The following is a 19,686-nucleotide window of genomic DNA, read 5'->3' as shown; positions in this document are numbered from 1 at the left end:
TTGGGTTACGGTGTTGCCTGTCGTCGGCCGCCGGGTGTGGTTATAATCGACCACTTTATGAGCAAGAAGCGCGTTATGCAGCTGGTTCGAGGCCTCCACAACCTGCGCCCCCAGCATCGGGGCTGTGTCGCCACTATTGGCAACTTTGACGGTGTTCACCGTGGCCACCAGGCTATCCTGGCGAGGCTGCGTGAGCGAGCGCTCGAGTTGAGCGTACCCAGCTGCGTGGTGATTTTCGAGCCGCAGCCCCGGGAGTTTTTCGCCCCGGAGACCGCGCCGGCGCGCCTCGCACGTCTGCGCGACAAGCTACAGCTACTGGCTGACGAAGGTGTCGACCGGGTCCTGTGCCTGGCTTTCAACCAGCGCCTTAGCAAACTCAGCGCCAGTGAATTCGTCGATACCATTCTGGTGGATGGCCTCGGCGTGCAGCACCTGGAGGTCGGTGACGACTTCCGCTTCGGTTGCGACCGGGTAGGGGATTTCGATTTCCTGCAACAGGCCGGCGTCATGCAAGGCTTCACCGTCGAAGCGGCGCAAACCGTTGAGCTGGATGGCATTCGCGTCAGCAGCACCCAGGTGCGAAATGCCTTGGCCGCTGCCGATTTTGCCTTGGCCGAACGCCTGCTCGGTCGTCCGTTCCAGATTACCGGGCGTGTGTTGCACGGCCAAAAGCTGGCGCGCCAACTGGGTACGCCAACCGCCAACATTCAACTCAAGCGTCGTCGCGTGCCGCTGTCCGGGGTTTACCTGGTCGACGTCGACATCGATGGCAAGACCTGGCCTGGCGTCGCCAATATCGGCGTGCGGCCAACGGTCCAAGGGGATGGCAAAGCCCATCTCGAAGTGCATCTTTTAGATTTTGCCGGCGATCTGTATGACCGGCGTTTGACGGTGGTTTTCCACCACAAGCTGCGTGAAGAGCAGCGTTTCGCCTCTCTGGAGGCGCTTAAGACGGCGATCAATGCGGATGTCGCCGCCGCCCGTGCCCTGTCGCACCTAGCGCCAATCGCTAATGAAGAGCCATAAATGACCGACTATAAAGCCACGCTAAACCTTCCGGACACCGCCTTCCCAATGAAGGCCGGCCTGCCTCAGCGCGAACCGCAGATTCTGCAGCGCTGGGACAGCATTGGCCTGTACGGTAAGTTGCGCGAAATTGGCAAGGATCGTCCGAAGTTCGTACTTCACGACGGTCCTCCGTACGCCAACGGCACGATTCACATCGGTCATGCGCTGAACAAGATTCTCAAGGACATGATCATCCGCTCGAAAACCCTGTCGGGTTTCGATGCGCCTTATGTTCCGGGCTGGGACTGCCACGGTCTGCCGATCGAGCACAAAGTCGAAGTGACCCACGGCAAGAACCTGGGCGCGGACAAGACCCGCGAACTGTGCCGTGCGTATGCCACCGAGCAGATCGAAGGCCAGAAGTCCGAATTCATCCGTCTGGGCGTGTTGGGCGACTTCGCCAACCCGTACAAGACCATGGACTTCAAGAACGAGGCCGGTGAAATCCGCGCGCTCGCCGAAATCGTCAAGGGCGGTTTCGTGTTCAAGGGCCTGAAGCCCGTGAACTGGTGCTTCGACTGTGGTTCGGCCCTGGCTGAAGCGGAAGTCGAGTACGAGAACAAAAAGTCTTCGACCATTGACGTGGCGTTCCCGATCGCCGATGAAGCCAAACTGGCTGCCGCTTTCGGTCTGCCATCGCTGGGCAAAACAGCTTCGATCGTGATCTGGACCACCACCCCGTGGACCATCCCGGCCAACCAGGCGCTGAACGTTCACCCGGAATTCAACTACGCCCTGGTCGACGTCGGCGACAAACTGCTGGTCCTGGCTGAAGAGCTGGTCGAATCCTGCCTGGCCCGTTACAGCCTGGAAGGCTCGGTCATCGCGACCACCACCGGTAAAGCGCTGGAACTGATCAACTTCCGTCACCCGTTCTACGATCGCCTGTCGCCGGTTTACCTGGCCGACTACGTTGAACTGGGCGCTGGCACCGGTGTGGTTCACTCCTCGCCGGCCTACGGCGTAGACGACTTCGTGACCTGCAAAAAATACGGCATGGTCAACGATGACATCATTAATCCGGTACAAAGCAACGGCGTTTACGTACCGTCGCTGGAGTTCTTCGGCGGCCAGTTCATCTGGAAAGCCAACCCGGCCATCGTCGACAAACTGACCGAAGTCGGTGCGCTGCTGCACACCACCGTCATCGAACACAGCTACATGCACTGCTGGCGTCACAAGACCCCGCTGATCTATCGCGCCACCGCGCAGTGGTTCATCGGCATGGACAAAGAGCCGGTCACTGGCGACACCCTGCGCAAGCGGGCGATCAAAGCCATCGAAGACACCAAGTTCGTTCCAGCCTGGGGCCAGGCGCGTCTGCACTCGATGATCGCCAACCGTCCGGACTGGTGCATCTCCCGTCAGCGCAACTGGGGCGTGCCGATCCCGTTCTTCCTGAACAAGGAAAGCGGCGAACTGCACCCACGTACCGCCGAGCTGATGGAAGAAGTCGCCAAGCGCGTCGAAGTCGAAGGCATTGAAGCCTGGTTCAAGATGGACGCTGCCGAGTTGCTCGGTGACGAAGCGCCGCAGTACGACAAGATCAGCGACACCCTGGACGTCTGGTTCGATTCGGGCACCACGCATTGGCACGTCCTGCGCGGTTCGCACGCGATGGGCCACGAGGCCGGCCCGCGCGCCGACCTGTACCTGGAAGGTTCGGACCAACACCGTGGCTGGTTCCACTCGTCGCTGCTGACCGGTTGCGCCATCGACAACCACGCGCCGTACCGCGAGCTACTGACTCACGGCTTCACCGTCGATGAGTCCGGTCGCAAGATGTCCAAGTCCCTGGGCAACGTGATCGCGCCGCAGAAAGTCAACGACACCCTGGGCGCCGACATCATGCGTCTGTGGGTAGCCTCGACCGATTATTCGGGTGAAATGGCGGTGTCCGAGCAGATCCTGCAACGCAGTGCGGACGCCTACCGGCGCATCCGTAACACCGCGCGCTTCCTGCTCTCCAACCTGACCGGTTTCAACCCGGCCACCGACATCCTGCCGGCCGAAGAAATGCTGGCGCTGGACCGTTGGGCCGTGGACCGTACGCTGCTGCTGCAACGCGAGTTGCAAGAGCACTACGGCGAATACCGCTTCTGGAACGTCTACTCCAAGATCCACAACTTCTGCGTGCAGGAGTTGGGCGGTTTCTACCTCGACATCATCAAGGACCGTCAGTACACCACTGGCGCCAACAGCAAGGCCCGCCGTTCGGCGCAAACCGCGCTGTACCACATCTCCGAAGCGCTGGTGCGCTGGATCGCACCGATCCTCGCGTTCACCGCTGACGAATTGTGGGAATACCTGCCGGGCGAGCGTAACGAATCGGTGATGCTCAACACCTGGTACGAAGGCCTCACCGAACTGCCGGAAAACGTTGAACTGGGCCGCGCCTACTGGGAGCGGATCATGGCGGTGAAGGTCGCTGTGAACAAGGAAATGGAAATCCAGCGCGCGGCCAAAGCCGTCGGTGGCAACCTGCAAGCCGAAGTGACGCTGTTTGCCGAAGACGCGCTGAGCGCCGACCTGGCCAAGCTGAGCAACGAACTGCGTTTCGTGCTGATCACCTCGACCGCCAGCGTTGCGCCTTTTGTTCAGGCACCCGAGGACGCGGTGGTCACCGAAGTCAGCGGTCTGAAGCTGAAAATCGTCAAGTCGGCCTTCGCCAAGTGCGCCCGTTGCTGGCACTGCCGTGAAGACGTTGGCGTGAACCCGGAGCATCCGGAAATCTGCGGCCGTTGTGTCGACAACATCAGCGGCGCTGGCGAGGTTCGTCACTATGCCTAATGCCATTGGCCGTTTCGGACGGCTGGGCTGGCTCTGGTTGAGTTTGCTGGTCCTGGTCATCGACCAGGCCAGCAAGTTCTACTTTGAAGGCAAGCTTGCGATGTACCAGCAGATCGTGGTGATCCCCGATTACTTCAGCTGGACCCTGGCCTACAACACCGGCGCGGCGTTCAGCTTCCTGGCCGACAGCTCGGGCTGGCAGCGCTGGTTGTTTGCCCTGATCGCGGTGGTGGTCAGTGCGGTGCTGGTGGTGTGGCTCAAGCGTCTGGGGCGCAACGAAACCTGGCTGGCCATTGCGCTGGCCCTGGTACTCGGTGGCGCGCTGGGCAATCTGTATGACCGGATTGCCCTGGGCCATGTGATCGATTTCATTCTGGTGCATTGGCAGAACCGCTGGTATTTCCCGGCGTTCAACTTTGCCGACAGTGCAATTACTGTCGGTGCCGTGATGCTGGCGCTGGACATGTTCAAAAGTAAAAAGACCGGAGAAGCCGTTCATGACTGAACAGGTATTGGCTGAGCAACGCATCCGCCAGAACACGGAAGTCACCTTGCACTTTGCACTGCGCCTGGAGAACGGCGACACCATCGACAGCACCTTCGACAAAGCCCCGGCGACCTTCAAGGTCGGCGACGGCAATCTGTTGCCAGGTTTCGAAGCGGCACTGTTCGGCTTCAAGGCGGGCGACAAGCGTACGCTGACGATTCAGCCGGAAAACGCTTTCGGCCAGCCTAACCCGCAAAACGTACAGATCATCCCGCGCTCACAGTTCAAGGACATGGAATTGTCACCGGGTTTGCTGGTGATCTTCAACGATGCGGCCAATACTGAGTTGCCTGGCGTGGTGAAAGAGTTCGATGACGAGCAAGTGACCATCGACTTCAACCATCCGCTGGCTGGCAAGACATTGACCTTTGACGTAGAAATCATCAGCGTCAAATCGCTGTAACTGACCGGATGCGGTCAAAATTGTGGGAGCGGGCTTGCTCGCGAAAGCGGTCTATCAGTCGACATAAATGTTGAATGTGCCAACGCTTTCGCGAGCAAGCCCGCTCCCACAGTGGTTATTCATTGTTTCCGCGCGCAAGACACGAGGCACAGCATGCAAATCAAACTCGCCAATCCCCGTGGCTTCTGCGCCGGTGTGGACCGGGCGATCGAAATCGTCAACCGCGCCCTGGAAGTCTTCGGGCCGCCGATCTATGTGCGCCACGAAGTGGTCCACAACAAATTCGTCGTTGAAGACCTGCGTGCTCGCGGCGCGATCTTCGTTGAGGAACTGGATCAGGTGCCGGATGACGTCATCGTGATCTTCAGTGCCCACGGCGTTTCCCAGGCTGTACGCACCGAAGCCGCCGGCCGTGGCCTTAAAGTGTTCGACGCGACGTGCCCGCTGGTGACCAAGGTGCACATCGAAGTCGCGCGTTACAGCCGCGACGGTCGTGAATGCATCCTGATCGGCCACGCCGGTCACCCGGAAGTCGAAGGCACCATGGGCCAGTACGATGGCAGCAATGGTGGCGCGATCTATCTGGTCGAGGACGAGAAAGACGTTGCCGCGTTGCAAGTACACAATCCTGAAAAACTGGCGTTCGTCACCCAGACCACCCTGTCCATGGACGATACCAGCCGCGTCATCGACGCCCTGCGTACGCGCTTTCCGGCGATCGGTGGTCCGCGCAAGGACGACATCTGCTACGCGACGCAAAACCGTCAGGACGCAGTCAAGACACTAGCCGACGAATGCGATGTGGTATTGGTGGTCGGCAGCCCGAACAGCTCCAACTCCAATCGCTTGCGTGAGCTGGCCGAACGCATGGCCACTCCGGCCTACCTGATCGACGGCGCCGAAGACCTGCAAAAGAGCTGGTTCGATGGTGTCGAGCGCATCGGTATTACCGCTGGCGCCTCCGCTCCGGAAGTACTGGTGCGTGGTGTGATCCAGCAGTTGCAGGCCTGGGGCGCTACCGGTGCCGATGAGCTGGCCGGTCGCGAGGAGAACATCACGTTTTCCATGCCTAAAGAGTTACGCGTTCGTTCGCTGCTTTGATTTTTCTCCTTTCTCGCACAACGCCTGTGCAGCCTTATCGCTGCGCAGGCTGACGCGACCGGTGGCTGCCAGCACTACTTGAAGCTGGCTCACGGGCTCACGGGCATCGCAAAGGTGCAACGTTCCGGCTTGAAAAGCTTTTTTTGGCATCAGCGGTTCGCCGAGACTGCTGAAACGTATGTATCGCTTGACCCACCAATTGCCGACAATCGGCAGCCGCGTTCCGCTGGTGTGCTCCACCACAATCGGATTGCTGGTGTCCTCCGGGCCTTTGCCACTGATGTCGAAAATGATTCGCCAGCCCTGACCCCAATCGCCATTGATGCCATGAATCACAACGCTCTGATTGCGCGAGATCGCGAGGGTTCTGGCGTTGCGTATACCGCTGATTAACGACTCCGCTGCTACTTCTCGATGGTTCGATTCCGTAAGCGCTGCGAACGCTGGACTGACCAAATGCAGAACAATCCCGATAATCATCAGTCCCATAAGCAGTTCAACCAGACTGAAACCCTGCTGACGCATGAAATCACCTCCCTGGAATGCGGTAGCTCGCACAATCCTTGCGCGACTAATGGCAAAACAACCGTACATCTGTCCGTCGAATGTTCTAGCGTGTAACAGCAGGTATAGCCGACGGCAACGGAGGGCACCGATGGATCATCGTACAAAAGGTTTCACGCTGATCGAGTTGCTGGTAGCGCTCGCGGTCTTTCTGATTCTGATTACCCTGGTGGTGCCGGCGTTTACCCGTTCTGTGCAAGGCACCAAAGCTGATACTGAAATCAGCGACCTGCAGCGCGGCCTGAATTTCGCCAGGCTTGAAGCCATTGACCGGGGCATTACCACCCGGGTGCGACCAACGGCGGGCGGCACAGCCTGGACCGGGGAACTGACGGTCTATGACAGTACTGGCACTTCGGCCAATGTATTGCGGGTTGTTCCAGCGATGAGCAGCGGCGCGACTCTGACGCTAACCTCAGGAGTGACCGCCATTGATTTCAACAATCTGGGTGGTCTGTCGGCACCGTCCACGGAGGTGGTTATCAGCTACGTACTGGGGGCGCAAAACAGGACGCTGACGGTGTGTTTGAACGGACGAATTCTATTGGGTGGAAGTTGCGGATGAGGGAATGGAGCAAGCGTGCACAGGAAGGCATGACGCTGATCGAGGTTCTGGTGGCGTTGTTGATTCTGAGCGTGGGCCTGTTGGGGGCAGCGGCGTTTCAGCTCAATGCGCTGAAGTACACTGACAGCTCGCGAATGACCAGCCAGGCGAGTTTCATTGCCTACGACATGATGGACCGCATCCGCGCCAACTCCGGTGCCGATTACACCGTCACGCCACCGACGTCGGGCAACCTGAATGTCGCGCGAGATCAGGACCTGTACGACTTCACGTCCAGCATCGTCGGTATCCTCGGCAGCACCGCCACCGGCAGCGTCACCCTCAATCAGCGGGTGTACACCATCACCATCACCTGGGACGACTCGCGGGCTGCCAACACCGCCAACTCCCGTCGCAGCTTTGTGCTGACCAGTCGCGCCGCCATTGATCCGGTGGCGACGCCATGAACCGTCTCAATCGAGGTTTCGGCCTGATCGAAATGATGATCGCCCTGGCGTTGAGCCTGGTTGTGGTACTCGGCGTGGCGCAGATTTTTATCGCGGCCAAGAACACCTACGTCAGCCAGAACGCGGCGGCGAACATGCAGGAAGATGCGCGTTTCGTGTTGAGCAAGATGATTCAGGAAATCCGCATGGTGGGGATGTTTGGTTGTCTGGGGACGATTACCGATTCCAGTACGGCGGGGGACTTCAATGCGAGTCAGGTCACACCGATCAGTTGGGACAATGCCAACCTCAAACTGACCCTGGTGACCGCCGATGTCGGAGGCAGTGGCGGGACCCCGGTGTGGACGGTGGTGTCTGACTGCAGGAACACCGCGACGGCGTACACCGGCGTGCGAACCCCCGCAACGGGGCAATTGGCGTTTCCGATTCGGCGCCTGATTTACAGCCTCAGGAGTAATCAGCTGACAATGGGTGTCGGCAACGGGACGCCGACTCAGGCGGTGCTGGTCGACAACGTCAGGACTTTCAATGTGAGCTACGGGCTCGCTGCATCGGCCAACGATACGGCTGCTTCCAGTTACAGCACCAACCCGTCCGACCCTGCGCGAATCCGCAGTGTGCGTCTGACGTTAACCCTCTTCGATCCGAACAATAGCGTTCGCGATCAAACCTTCAACGTGGTTGCCGCATTGCGCAACCGCTTGCCATGAGGGGAGGACCGATGAATTTTTCTTCCGTGACCTCTCATGTCCAGCGCGGCATGGCATTGCTGGTCAGCCTGGTGTTTCTGCTGTTGCTGACACTGATCGGCATTTCATCGATGCAGAACGCCACTCTGCAGGAAAAAATGGCCAGCAGCGTGACCCTGCGCAATCAGTCGTTCCAGATCGCCGAAGCCGCGTTGCGCATCGGCGAAAGTGCAGTGCAGCTGGGTACTTATGCATTGCCGGTTTGCAGCGGCACCACTAAATGCGCACCACCGGCCGAGTCTTCGTCGATCATCGCCGCGGGGCTCAACTCCACTTCGGGTGTCACCTGGATCGCCGCCGCCAACGGTTTCTACGGAGTGCAGAACATCGGCACCACGTTGAACGCTGTGAATGTACCGAGCAACACCTCTGCGACGCTTTATCGGGTCACGGCAGTGGCCATCGTGGGGAATAACGTTCGCAGTGTGGTGGAGAGCATCTATGCCAAGTACTGACAGGTGCTCCGGGATCTGGCGGTTGCTGACTGGCGTTGCATTGGGCCTGTACCTGTCAGCCCCTGCTTACGCGTTCACGCCCTCGGATTCGCCCCTGCTGAGCGCTGCGGCGGTGCCGCCAAACGTGATGCTGTTGATCGATGATTCGGGGAGCATGAACAACATCATTTGGGCGCCGGGTTTCGATCCGACGGTCAGCCGCGCGCAAATTGCGAACTGCCATTCAAACGGCACATGTTCGAACGGACAGAATCTGAACATGGAAGATACCAACATCGCCTTGTCGAGCCTTAACCGCGGCGACTGCTCCAACAACGGCAACTGGTACGGTTTTTATCGGGGATCCGGGATGTCGTCGATATGCCTGAAGTTGCCCGATCCGGTGGGCCACGAAAACACGCGTTATACGGCTGACTATCTGTCTTATCTGGTGAGTCTGGCGAATGGATCGAACAGGGACTTCACCACTGGCACTGGTGCCATCCCCAACGATTACCGAATGAACGTAGCGAAGGATGTTTCTACGAGTCTGGTTACAGGCAATCGCGCGCTGCGTATCGGGCTTGCGACATTCAACCCGCCCAAGGGCAGTAATTCCGACCAAGGTGGGTTTATCGCCCGCGCTGTCAGTGATCTAACTGCTGTTGGGAGCATCACCCAGGGGCAGGCGCAAACCAACTTCGACAACCTGATTTCATCGATCAATGATTTGAGTGCAATCGCCAATACCCCGTTGGCAGAAACCTATTACGAGATCACGCGGTACATGCGCGGCATGGCGCCGTACTACAACTCGACACCCACCACTTACACCAGCCCGATCCAGTATCGTTGCCAGAAAAACTACGGCGTGGTGATCACCGATGGACTGCCTACGTTCGACCGGACCTTCCCGACCGACGATCCGCTCGGTGGCAGCCGTTTGCCGAACTGGGACGGCAACAGTGCGAACGATGGCGACAACCTCTCCGGTGATGGCGAGGGTGACACGTTGTACCTGGACGACATTGCCAAATTCGCCTTCGACATCGACATGCGCATCACCGGTACCGACGCCGGTGGCAAAAGCTGGAACGCCGCAGATTTCCCCACGCAGAACATGAACACCTACACCGTAGGCTTCACTGCCGCGAATCAGATGTTGTCGGACGCCGCCAGGTACGGGGAGGGCAGGTATTATCAGGCAACTGACAGCGCCGGCCTCAACACCGCGCTGTCATCCGCCCTGAGCGACATCACCTCGAAAGCCGGTTCAGGGGGGGGCGGCACCACCAGCAGTGCAATCGTCGGTGTCGGTTCCGCTTACTACCAGACCAGCTACGACCCCAAGGACTGGCGCGGCACCATAAAATCCTATGGGTTCACCGCCGCTGGCACGGTCAATACCGCCTCAGTGCTCTGGACCACTGACACGGCCATCGTACCCGGCGCCACGGCACCGATTTACCAGTCCTGGAACAGCGTGAGCAATGCTCCCGTCACCCTTGCTTATACCAATTTCGCCCCGGCGCAGCAGACGGTGTTGAGTCAGGGGCTGCCCACCGGCATCACCGGCAGCGATCTGGTGGAGTGGAGCAAGGGCACCAACAAGACCGGGTTGAAAGTGCGCAGTGTGTTGCTCGGCGACATCATCAACTCGCCTTTGGTGCTAGCCTCGCCTACGGACAAAACCGCGTCCGATCTGGTGAGTGACACCAGCTACAGTACCTATCTGGCCACTAAAGCAACCAACATGAACTCCAGTCTGGTGGTCAACGCCAACGATGGTTTTGTCAGCGTCATCAACTCGGGTAACGGCGCGAGACGCTATGCCTACATGCCGTCCAGCGTACTGCCATCTTTGCGCTATATCGCCGATACCGCCTACATCAACGGCGTCAGCCACAAGTTTCTGGTCGACGGGCAAGTGGGCGTATTCGATGCACAACTCAACAGTGCCTGGAAAACCCTGGCGATCGGCGGGACAGGGGCGGGTGGCAAGACGTTTTACGCGCTGCAGCTATTTGATGCTTCGGCCGGTAACGTGACCAAGGCGTTGTGGGAGTTCAGTGCACCCGCCACGGCCAATACGGCGAACGTTTTCAATGATCTGGGTTATGCCTACGCCCGCCCGGAAGTGGCACGCTTGGCCGACGGTCGTTGGGCGGCGTTCATTTCCAACGGCTATGGCAGCAATTCCGGTGTGGCGGCGTTGTATGTGGTCGATATTCGTGACGGGTCACTGATCAAGAAAATCGTCATCGACAGCACGGAGACCACTAATGGACTGTCTTCGGTGGAGCTCAAAGTCAACTCACAGAATGTGGTGCAGGCCGCCTATGGCGGAGATCTGAAAGGGCGGTTGTGGAAGTTTGATCTGAGCGGTGCCACCACCAACACCTGGGGCGTGGCGTTTTCCGGCAAGCCGTTGTTCACAACGGCTGGCGGCGCCACCCAGCCGATCACCGCGCAGCCGTTACTGGCGGACAATTCACTGGGCGGTAAGGTGGTGTTTTTCGGCACCGGCAAGTTCAACGAGACCGTCGACAAGACCAACAAGGATCTGCAGGCGTTCTATGCGGTATGGGACGCTGACGGCGGTTCCGGACAGATCACCACATCCAGTTTGCAGGCCCAGTCGGTGACGGGCGTGTTCTCGGGAAGTTCGGGGCAATTCATTACTACCAGCCAGAACGAAACGACTTATCCGGCGGAGAAGGGCTGGTACTTGCCACTGGTCTACAACAGCGTATTGACCGGTGAACGAGTGATCAACCAGGCATCCCTGGTGCTGGGGCGAATCGTATTTACTACCGCCGTAGTCGACACTACGGACCCTTGTGCCAGTTTCGGCACCGGCAAATTGGTCGAACTGGATGCGTTCAGCGGTAAGATGCTCAACTACGCGGTGCTCGACACCAACGGCGACGGGGTGGTCGACAGCGCGGACACGATATCCAGTGGAGTGATATTTACTGGCGGGATGCCGTTCTTGAACGCCATCGTCAACGGCGGAGCCCGCAAGATTGTGAACGATTCCAGCGGAACGCCCACTTCGCTGGTGGAAAAAGCCGGCGGCGGTAGCCGTCGCATCATGTGGCGACAAATTCAGTAAGTGAGAGTTGATGAATGCGCAGATCCAATCGAGGTTTTACCCTGATCGAAATCATGATCGTGATTGCGATCATCGGGATCGTCATCACCATTGGCTACCCGAGCCTCACTGAATACGTGAAAAAGGGGCGTCGGACTGAAGTGGCCGGGCTGCTTTCCGAGCAGGCGCAAATTCTCGAACGGTTTTACTCGAAGAATAATGTTTACACCGGTGCCACCGGCCTGAGCACCGGCAATGACTTCTACACCATCACCCCGACCCTGACCGACCAGACCTTCCTGCTGACCGCTGCACGCAAGGCCGGCAGCATGGAAACTGACAAGTGTGGCGATTTCACCATCACCAACACCGGTGTCAGAAGCATGGTCAGTGCTGCGTCCGGCCTGACTACCAAGGATTGCTGGGGGCGCTGAGTTGCTTTTTCGGGTGCCTTTTGCGCCCTCTGTCTATTTAACGGTTGGATCGGAACATGACCATGCAACAGCAAGTGGTGATTGTCGGCGGCGGTGTGATTGGCCTGCTGACGGCGTTCAATCTCGCGTCCGAAGTACAGAGCGTTGTGCTGCTGGACCGGTCGAATGTCGGTCAGGAATCGTCCTGGGCCGGTGGCGGCATCGTCTCCCCACTCTACCCATGGCGCTACAGCCCGGCGGTCACCGCACTGGCCCACTGGTCGCAGGATTTTTATCCACAGCTGGGCGAGCGGCTATTTGCCGCGACCGGTGTTGATCCCGAGGTGCACACCACCGGTCTGTATTGGCTGGATCTGGACGATGAGGCCGAGGCGCTGGCCTGGGCCAAGCGCGAAAACCGTCCGTTGCGGGCTGTGGATATCTCGGCGGCACGCGATGCCGTGCCGGTATTGGGCTCCGGTTTCTCCCGGGCGATCTACATGGCCGACGTGGCCAATGTGCGCAATCCGCGGCTGGTGAAATCCCTCAAGGCGGCTTTGCTGGCGCTGCCGAACGTGACGATTCACGAGCAATGCGAAGTCAGCGGGTTTATCCATGAGGGCGATAATGTCGTCGGCGTGCAGACGTCGGCGGGCGCTATCCACGGTGATCAGGTGGTGCTGACGGCTGGCGCCTGGAGCGGTGATTTGCTCAAAAGCCTGGGGCTGGAACTGCCGGTCGAGCCTGTGAAAGGGCAAATGATTCTCTACAAGTGCGCGGCAGACTTCTTGCCGAGCATGGTGTTGGCCAAGGGGCGCTATGCGATTCCCCGGCGCGATGGCCACATTCTGATTGGCAGTACGCTGGAGCACGAAGGGTTCGACAAGACACCGACCGTGTCTGCGCTGGAGAGTCTGAAGGCCTCTGCGGTGGAGTTGATTCCGGCGCTGGCGGATGCCCAAGTGGTCGGGCATTGGGCCGGGCTGCGGCCGGGTTCGCCGGAAGGGATTCCCTACATTGGGCGGGTGCCGGGTTTTGACGGACTGTGGCTCAACTGCGGGCATTACCGTAACGGGTTGGTGCTGGCGCCGGCGTCGTGTCAGTTGTTTGCGGATGTGATGCTGGGCCGGGCGCCGATTATTGATCCGGCGCCGTATGCACCGATCGGGCGTATTTGACCGTTAGATATTCGGTGTCTCTCAGAACGCCTTCGCGGGCAAGCCTCGCTCCTACAGGGTATGAGTCGATTTACACATTGTGATCGACTCAAATCCTGTAGGAGCGAGGCTTGCCCGCGAAGAGGACCTCAATCCAAACCGAATTTTTTCAGCCTGTAACGCATCGACCGAAACGACAAATTCAGCCGCTGAGCCGCCGCCGTGCGGTTCCAGCGGGTTTCTTCCAGGGCCTGGAGGATGAGTTTGCGTTCAACGTTGTCCAGATAGTCTTCCAGATTGTCGATCTGCGTCAGGTCCGGCACTCCACTGTCTGCGGTGCAGTTGCCTTCGGTCAGTCGCAGATCGCTGGCTTCGATCTGTTTGTTTTCGCACAAGGTGTGAGCCCGTTCGAGCATGTTCTCCAATTCCCGCACGTTGCCCGGAAAGCGATAGCTCTTCAGCGATTCAAGGGCTTGCGGGTGGAGTTTCGTGGCGGGCTGACCGGTGCCTGCTGCCAGACGCTTGAGGACATGACTGGCCAACGATTCGATGTCGTCGCGGCGTTCGCGCAAGGGCGGAACCCGTAGTTCGATGACGTTGAGTCGGTAGTACAAATCCTGGCGAAAGCGTTCGGCGGCGACTTCGGCGGCGAGGTCTTTGTGGGTGGCGCAGAGGATGCGCACATCGACCACGGTTTCCTGTTGCCCGCCCACGCTGCGAACGGCTTTCTCCTGAATCGCCCGCAACAGTTTGACCTGCATCGCCAGCGGTAAATCAGCCACTTCGTCGAGGAACAGCGTGCCGCCATGGGCTGCCTGGAACAGCCCGGGTTTGTCTTCGATGGCGCCGCTGAAGCTGCCTTTACGATGCCCGAAAAATTCGCTCTCCATCAGTTCCGACGGAATCGCCCCGCAGTTCACCGGGATAAACGGCTGGTTGGCGCGCGACCCTTGTTCATGGATCAGTCGAGCGACCAATTCCTTGCCGCTGCCGGATTCGCCGCTGATGTACACCGGCGCCTGACTGCGGGCCAGTTTGTCGATTTGTTTACGCAAATTGCGCATGGGCAACGAGTCGCCCAGCAAACGACGATCGACGGTGGCGCCCGGTGCGGGCATGCGCAGTGCGCTGGTGACCAGTTCGCGCAGGCGGGTGAGGTCCACCGGTTTGGTCAGAAAGTCGAAAGCACCGGCCTTGAGCGCGTTGATTGCCGTTTCGAGGCTGCCATAAGCGGTGATCATGGCCACCGGCAGTTGGGGGTAGCGTTGCTGAATGTGTTGCACCAGCTCAAGGCCGGTGCCGTCCGGCAGGCGCATGTCGGTCAGGCACAGATCGAATGTTTCGCGCTTCAACAACGCCTGGGCTTCGCCAAGGTTGCGGGCGCTGAAGGTGTCGAGTTTCATTCGTCCCAGGGTAATTTCCAGGAGTTCGCGGATATCCGGTTCGTCGTCGACTATCAGGACTTTTTGCTGTGGGCTTATGTTCAACTTTGTTTCCGTCCGTGAGCAAAAGTGATGCGAAAGCAGCCGCCTTGGCGTGGTTTGAAGTCTAGGCGGGCCTGGTTGCTTTCGCACAGTTCACGGGACAGATAAAGCCCCAGGCCTGTGCCTTGGGCGCTGGTGGTAAAGAACGGTTCGAACAGATGCACTTGCTGGTCCGGCGCCACGCCGGGGCCATCGTCCAGCACCTCGATGATCGGCAGCTGGGTGTCGGAGTCGATGAACAGATCAAGCCAGACCTGCGCCTGATCGTGGTTTTGAGCGCTGTGGCGCCAGGCGTTGTGCATCAGATTGTCGAGAATCTGGCTCAGCTGGTTCGGGTCCATCAGGGTTCTAAAGTCGCCTGAATCGATACGCAGGTGAATCTGCTGGTGGTCGATCGCCCTTTCACGGGCATCGGCGACGAACCGTTCCAGCCACGGCTTCAGATCGAGCCGTTGCGGCACGGTTTTCTGGCGGCGGGACAGTTGCAGGACGTTTTCGATAACCCGATTCATGCGCTGAGAGTGATCTTGAATAATCTGGGTCAGACGTCGGTCCGCGCTGTTCAGTTCCTCTGATTCCTGCAATAGCTGAGCGGCATGACTAACGGCGCCCAGTGGATTGCGTATTTCGTGGGCGATGCCCGCGGTCAGGCGGCCAAGGGCGGCGAGTTTCAGTTGTTGCGCCTGCTGGGCGATTTGCGCGAGGTCTTCGAGAAAGACCAGGGTTTGGTGGTGTGGGTTTTGGTCCAGGGTAATGAAGCTCGGTTGCAGTTCCAGGCCACTGCTGGTGACTTTCAGGCTTTTGGGGCGCAGCGTCGGATTGTTCAACCACAGTTGCAGGCGTTCGACGAGAGTGGGTGAGCAGTCGTCGATTCGTTGGCCTTCGAGGTTGTCCCGGCCCAGCAGGGTCCGGGCACTGTGATTGGCCAGTCGCACTCGCCGTTGGTCGTCGAGCACGAGGATGCCGGTGCGCATGCGCTGCAGGATCAACGCATTAAGGGCTTCAAGGCCCACGACTTCACTGGCCCGTTGTTCGGCGAGGGTTTCGCTGACCTCCACACGCTCGATCAGCCCTTGCACCAGCAGGGCCGCGGCAAAACACAGCGCGCCGAGCGTGCCGGCTTGCAGGTAATCGTTAGGGCTGGCGTGATGGCTGAAGCTCAGGAGAAAGCTCAACCCTACGATGCCGAGCGCGCCGACGGCGGCAATCAACAGGCCGATACGGCTTCGCAACAAGGCATTGCTGATGGCCACCGAGACGATCAGCAGGTTACCGATGGCGCTGGCGACACCGCCGGCGGCATAGAACAGGCCGCACAGGAGCAGGACATCGATCAGAGCCAGGCTGAACAACTGCGCCGGACGGCGGATGTTCTGAAGGAAGACCACCAGCAGAATGTTCAGCACCAGGTACAACCAGCTGCAATTGCGCAGCAGATCGTCATTGGAAAATGTCAGCAGCTGGTTGTCCAGGTCGCTGGAGATCAACAGCACCAGGGTGATGCCGACTGTTAAACGGTAGAGATGATAAAGGCGCAGCAGTCGCTGAGCCTGTTTGCTGCCGGGACTGGACGTCTCAGCGATCACTGGTGCCCGGGCCTTGCTCGAGGTGAGCCTGGCTGCAATACCACTGTTGTTGAAGGCTCAGCGCGCGGTCGCGGGGCAGGTGAACGCCACAATGGGCGCAACGGACCATGGGGGCGGCTTCCAGTTCGGCGGAGGGTTTGGGGGCGGAAGCCTGGCCCTTGAACTTGCGCCAGAACCATACCGCAGCGGCAATCAGGGCGATCCAGAACAATAAACGAAGCATGGTGAGCTGCTTTATGACGAGTGATTCTGCAGTTTAGCCAAGGACATCGTCAGCGCACAGCGTAATTGTAGGAGCGAGCTTGCTCGCGATGAACGTCAACGATAACGCATGCTGTCTGGATGAACGCGTTGTCTTGACGTTTTTCGCGAGCAAGCTCGCTCCTACACCTACAGGTCAGTCGAACACGCCGAAGGTCATGTAGCTGAACCACGAGCGGTCGCTGTTGTTGGCTTCGGACTCGTGTTCCTCTTCTTCGATCACGTCGCCATTTTCGTCTTTAGGCTTGAGATCGTTCGGAATCGCGTCTTTGGCGTCCCGGAATTGTCTCTGCACGTCCTGGTTGGCGCGGGTTTCGCCCGGCGGCAGCGGAGGACGGGATTCGATCAGGCCCAAGGTGGCCTTGCTCAGCCACGAACGGTTGTCGGCTTCGGCCACCGACGGCACGAACTGACCGTCCACCAGGGTTGGGTGGTTCGGGTAGTTGAGCTTCAGGGTTTCGAGGCTGGTGGCCGCCAGGTCGTCCAGGTGCAGACGCTGGTAGGCTTCGGTCATTATCGCCAGGCCGTCACCGACCGATGGTGTTTCCTGGAAGTTTTCCACCACGTAACGACCACGGTTCGCGGCAGCGACGTAGGCCTGACGGGTCAGGTAGTAGTCGGCAACGTGAATCTCGTAGGCCGCCAGCAGGTTGCGCAGGTAAATCATGCGCTGCTTGGCGTCCGGCGAGTAGCGGCTGTTCGGGAAGCGGCTGGTCAGCTGGGCGAACTCGTTGTAGGAGTCGCGGGCAGCGCCCGGGTCACGCTTGGTCATGTCCAGCGGCAGGAAACGCGACAGCAGGCCGACGTCCTGGTCGAAAGACGTCAGACCCTTGAGGTAGTAGGCGTAATCCACGTTCGGATGCTGTGGGTGCAAACGAATGAAACGCTCGGCGGCAGACTTTGCAGCCTCTGGCTCGGTGTTCTTGTAGTTGGCGTAGATGAGCTCGAGTTGAGCCTGATCGGCGTAGCGACCGAACGGATAACGCGACTCCAGCGCCTTCAGCTTGGCTGTGGCGGCGGTGTAGCTATTGTTGTCCAGATCGTGCTGAGCCTGCTGGTACAGCTCGACTTCGCTCAGGTTTTCGTCTACGACTTCCTTCGATGAGCAAGCAGCGGTCAATGCGAGGATGGCGATCAGCAGCAGGTGTTTCACTTGCATGGCGGCTTGCGTCCCTATGACGGCCGCTGTCTTGGGCGGGGCCGTCCTGTTATGATGAGCGCCCCGTTGAATAGCCTCGGGGCAAAAGACGCCGTATTTAACCACAAGCGCGCAGCCGAAACCAAAGGCTGTGCCGACGCCTAGTCCGAGCATGTCCGATAAAATTGAACTTCGCGCAGAGGTGCCGTCCGAATTGGGCGGCCAACGCCTCGATCAAGTCGCCGCACAATTATTCGCTGAGCACTCGCGCTCGCGCCTTTCCGCCTGGATCAAAGACGGCCGCCTGACTGTGGATGGGGCGGTAATCCGCCCGCGAGACATCGTTCACGGTGGCGCCATTCTTGAGCTGACTGCCGAGCAGGAAGCTCAGGGCGAATGGATCGCTCAGGACATCGAGCTGGACATCGTCTATGAAGACGACGACATCCTCGTGATCAACAAGCCTGCGGGCCTGGTGGTGCACCCGGCTGCCGGTCACGCTGATGGCACCTTGCTCAACGCCTTGCTGCACCACGTGCCGGACATCATCAATGTGCCCCGCGCCGGTATCGTGCATCGCCTGGACAAGGACACCACCGGTCTGATGGTGGTGGCCAAGACCATTCAGGCGCAGACGCAGCTGGTTACACAGTTGCAGAGCCGCAGCGTCAGCCGCATCTACGAATGCATCGTGATCGGCGTGGTGACCGCCGGCGGCAAGATCAACGCGCCGATCGGTCGTCACGGTCAGCAACGCCAGCGCATGGCCGTGATGGAAGGTGGCAAGCAAGCCGTCAGTCATTACCGCGTGCTCGAGCGTTTCCGCTCCCACACTCACGTGCGGGTGAAGCTGGAAACCGGTCGTACCCACCAGATTCGCGTGCACATGGCGCACATCAACTACCCGTTGGTCGGAGATCCTGCCTACGGCGGTCGTTTCCGTATCCCGCCAGCCGCCAGCCAGACCATGGTCGATTCCTTGAAGACGTTCCCGCGTCAGGCCCTGCATGCGCGGTTCCTGGAGTTGGATCACCCGACCACCGGTAAACGCATGAGCTGGGAATCGCCACTGCCGGACGATTTCGTGTGGTTGTTGACGTTACTCAAACAAGACCGCGAGGCGTTCATCGGATGAGTGACTGGCTGATTCCCGACTGGCCAGCGCCTGCCGGGGTGAAAGCTTGCGTGACCACCCGTGCGGGCGGCGTCAGTCTGGCGCCGTTCGACAGCCTCAACCTCGGCGATCATGTCGACGACAGCCCCGACGCTGTTGCCGAAAACCGCCGTCGCCTTACCGATCATTTCTCCATTCAACCGGCCTGGTTAAAGCAGGTGCACGGCATTGTCGTGGCTCACGCAGACCCGGGTCTGGTCGCTACCGCCGACGCCAGTTGGACGGCAACGCCCGGCATTGCCTGCGCGGCGATGACGGCGGATTGCCTGCCAGCATTGTTCTGCGACCGTGCCGGCTCTCGCGTCGCAGCGGCGCATGCCGGTTGGCGCGGGCTGGCGGCAGGTGTGCTCGAAGCGACGCTCGACACGTTGGCCGTGCCACCCGAAGACGTGCTGGTCTGGCTCGGTCCGGCGATTGGCCCGCAAGCCTTTGAAGTCGGCCCGGAAGTGCGCGAAACCTTTGTCCAGCAATTGCCTGAAGCCGCTAAAGCCTTCACACCGAGTCAGAACGCTGGCAAGTTCATGGCCGACATTTATGAGCTGGCGCGTTTGCGTCTGGCTGCTCGCGGTGTCACCGCTATTTACGGGGGCGGTTTCTGCACCGTGACCGATCCACGCTTCTTTTCTTACCGCCGCAGCCCACGCACCGGTCGGTTTGCCTCCCTCGTCTGGTTAGAACGCTAGACTTCCCTGATCTGCATCATCGTCACGAC

General features: G+C 59.5%; 19 protein-coding genes. 14 read left to right on the top strand and 5 right to left on the bottom strand.

All coding sequences use genetic code 11. The features are described 5' to 3' along the window. Positions 1–75 precede the first annotated feature (75 nt). The 5 genes from ribF (at position 76) to ispH (ending at position 5,909) form a co-directional block, all read left to right on the top strand. On the top strand, positions 76–1,026 hold the full coding sequence (gene ribF, locus ACA073_RS22530) for a bifunctional riboflavin kinase/FAD synthetase (RefSeq protein ID WP_497399593.1): 951 nt from the start codon (positions 76–78) through the stop codon (positions 1,024–1,026). Further along, complete coding sequence (gene ileS / locus ACA073_RS22525) at positions 1,027–3,858, top strand: isoleucine--tRNA ligase (protein ID WP_497399591.1); 2,832 nt, start codon at positions 1,027–1,029, stop codon at positions 3,856–3,858. Beyond that, positions 3,851–4,363 (top strand): signal peptidase II, encoded by a 513-nt coding sequence (gene lspA / locus ACA073_RS22520; protein WP_461953167.1) that lies wholly within the window; start codon positions 3,851–3,853, stop codon positions 4,361–4,363. The genes ileS and lspA overlap by 8 nt, the downstream gene beginning before the upstream one ends. A gap of 7 nt (positions 4,364–4,370) precedes the next feature. Beyond that, positions 4,371–4,808 (top strand): FKBP-type peptidyl-prolyl cis-trans isomerase, encoded by a 438-nt coding sequence (gene fkpB / locus ACA073_RS22515; protein ID WP_497404198.1) that lies wholly within the window; start codon positions 4,371–4,373, stop codon positions 4,806–4,808. 153 nt (positions 4,809–4,961) lie between these two features. Next, a complete protein-coding gene (gene ispH, locus ACA073_RS22510; RefSeq protein WP_084319493.1) occupies positions 4,962–5,909 on the top strand; it encodes a 4-hydroxy-3-methylbut-2-enyl diphosphate reductase in 948 nt (315 codons plus the stop codon). Here the strand turns inward: ispH and ACA073_RS22505 are convergent. Further along, positions 5,886–6,434, bottom strand: coding sequence for a GspH/FimT family pseudopilin (locus ACA073_RS22505; protein ID WP_497399589.1), 549 nt, complete (start codon positions 6,432–6,434; stop codon positions 5,886–5,888). The two genes, ispH and ACA073_RS22505, sit on opposite strands and share 24 nt — an antisense overlap. A 130-nt stretch (positions 6,435–6,564) precedes the next feature. Here ACA073_RS22505 and ACA073_RS22500 point away from each other — a divergent pair, with 130 nt between their 5' ends. Genes ACA073_RS22500 through thiO form a run of 7 tightly spaced genes read left to right on the top strand, consistent with a single transcriptional unit; the run spans position 6,565 to position 13,352 of the window. Beyond that, complete coding sequence (locus tag ACA073_RS22500) at positions 6,565–7,038, top strand: GspH/FimT family pseudopilin (RefSeq protein ID WP_497399587.1); 474 nt, start codon at positions 6,565–6,567, stop codon at positions 7,036–7,038. Then, positions 7,035–7,484 (top strand): type IV pilus modification protein PilV, encoded by a 450-nt coding sequence (pilV, locus tag ACA073_RS22495; protein ID WP_497399585.1) that lies wholly within the window; start codon positions 7,035–7,037, stop codon positions 7,482–7,484. Before ACA073_RS22500 ends, pilV begins: the two co-directional genes overlap by 4 nt. Continuing rightward, positions 7,481–8,194, top strand: coding sequence for a PilW family protein (locus tag ACA073_RS22490; RefSeq protein ID WP_497399583.1), 714 nt, complete (start codon positions 7,481–7,483; stop codon positions 8,192–8,194). The genes pilV and ACA073_RS22490 overlap by 4 nt, the downstream gene beginning before the upstream one ends. Positions 8,195–8,205: 11 nt before the next feature. Further along, positions 8,206–8,688: a pilus assembly PilX family protein gene (locus ACA073_RS22485; protein WP_497399581.1), complete on the top strand. Its 483-nt coding sequence runs from the start codon at positions 8,206–8,208 to the stop codon at positions 8,686–8,688. Continuing rightward, a complete protein-coding gene (locus tag ACA073_RS22480) occupies positions 8,675–11,782 on the top strand; it encodes a pilus assembly protein (RefSeq protein WP_497399579.1) in 3,108 nt (1,035 codons plus the stop codon). The genes ACA073_RS22485 and ACA073_RS22480 overlap by 14 nt, the downstream gene beginning before the upstream one ends. Positions 11,783–11,796: 14 nt before the next feature. After that, on the top strand, positions 11,797–12,195 hold the full coding sequence (locus ACA073_RS22475) for a type IV pilin protein (RefSeq protein WP_214378871.1): 399 nt from the start codon (positions 11,797–11,799) through the stop codon (positions 12,193–12,195). A 56-nt stretch (positions 12,196–12,251) separates the two neighbouring features. Continuing rightward, entirely contained in the window at positions 12,252–13,352 is a 1,101-nt protein-coding gene (gene thiO / locus ACA073_RS22470) for a glycine oxidase ThiO (RefSeq protein ID WP_497399577.1), read from the top strand. Positions 13,353–13,480: 128 nt separating this feature from the next. On the opposite strand, the gene ACA073_RS22465 is transcribed toward thiO, so the two are convergent. The 4 genes from ACA073_RS22465 to ACA073_RS22450 form a co-directional block, all read right to left on the bottom strand. Next, positions 13,481–14,818 (bottom strand): sigma-54-dependent transcriptional regulator, encoded by a 1,338-nt coding sequence (locus ACA073_RS22465; protein WP_497399575.1) that lies wholly within the window; start codon positions 14,816–14,818, stop codon positions 13,481–13,483. Next, the gene (locus ACA073_RS22460; RefSeq protein WP_497399573.1) at positions 14,815–16,401 is read right to left on the bottom strand and encodes a sensor histidine kinase; all 1,587 of its coding nucleotides are present in this window, start codon (positions 16,399–16,401) and stop codon (positions 14,815–14,817) included. The genes ACA073_RS22465 and ACA073_RS22460 overlap by 4 nt, the downstream gene beginning before the upstream one ends. Further along, on the bottom strand, positions 16,391–16,624 hold the full coding sequence (locus ACA073_RS22455) for a PP0621 family protein (protein WP_497399571.1): 234 nt from the start codon (positions 16,622–16,624) through the stop codon (positions 16,391–16,393). The genes ACA073_RS22460 and ACA073_RS22455 overlap by 11 nt, the downstream gene beginning before the upstream one ends. A gap of 174 nt (positions 16,625–16,798) precedes the next feature. Continuing rightward, positions 16,799–17,821 (bottom strand): outer membrane protein assembly factor BamD, encoded by a 1,023-nt coding sequence (locus tag ACA073_RS22450; protein WP_497399569.1) that lies wholly within the window; start codon positions 17,819–17,821, stop codon positions 16,799–16,801. Positions 17,822–17,972: 151 nt separating this feature from the next. On the opposite strand from ACA073_RS22450, the gene rluD reads away from it, so the two are divergent. Together rluD and pgeF are read left to right on the top strand one after the other, a co-directional pair. Then, positions 17,973–18,935 carry a 23S rRNA pseudouridine(1911/1915/1917) synthase RluD gene (gene rluD, locus ACA073_RS22445; protein ID WP_008028788.1) on the top strand — a complete coding sequence of 321 codons (963 nt, stop codon included), beginning with the start codon at positions 17,973–17,975 and terminating at the stop codon, positions 18,933–18,935. Beyond that, on the top strand, positions 18,932–19,657 hold the full coding sequence (gene pgeF / locus ACA073_RS22440; protein ID WP_497399567.1) for a peptidoglycan editing factor PgeF: 726 nt from the start codon (positions 18,932–18,934) through the stop codon (positions 19,655–19,657). Before rluD ends, pgeF begins: the two co-directional genes overlap by 4 nt. Positions 19,658–19,686 lie beyond the last annotated feature (29 nt).

The sequence above is a fragment of the Pseudomonas sp. LBUM1670 genome (genome assembly GCF_059695695.1).
Note: the sequence above shows the minus strand (reverse complement) of the source record. Positions and strands in the feature narration are given on the sequence as shown.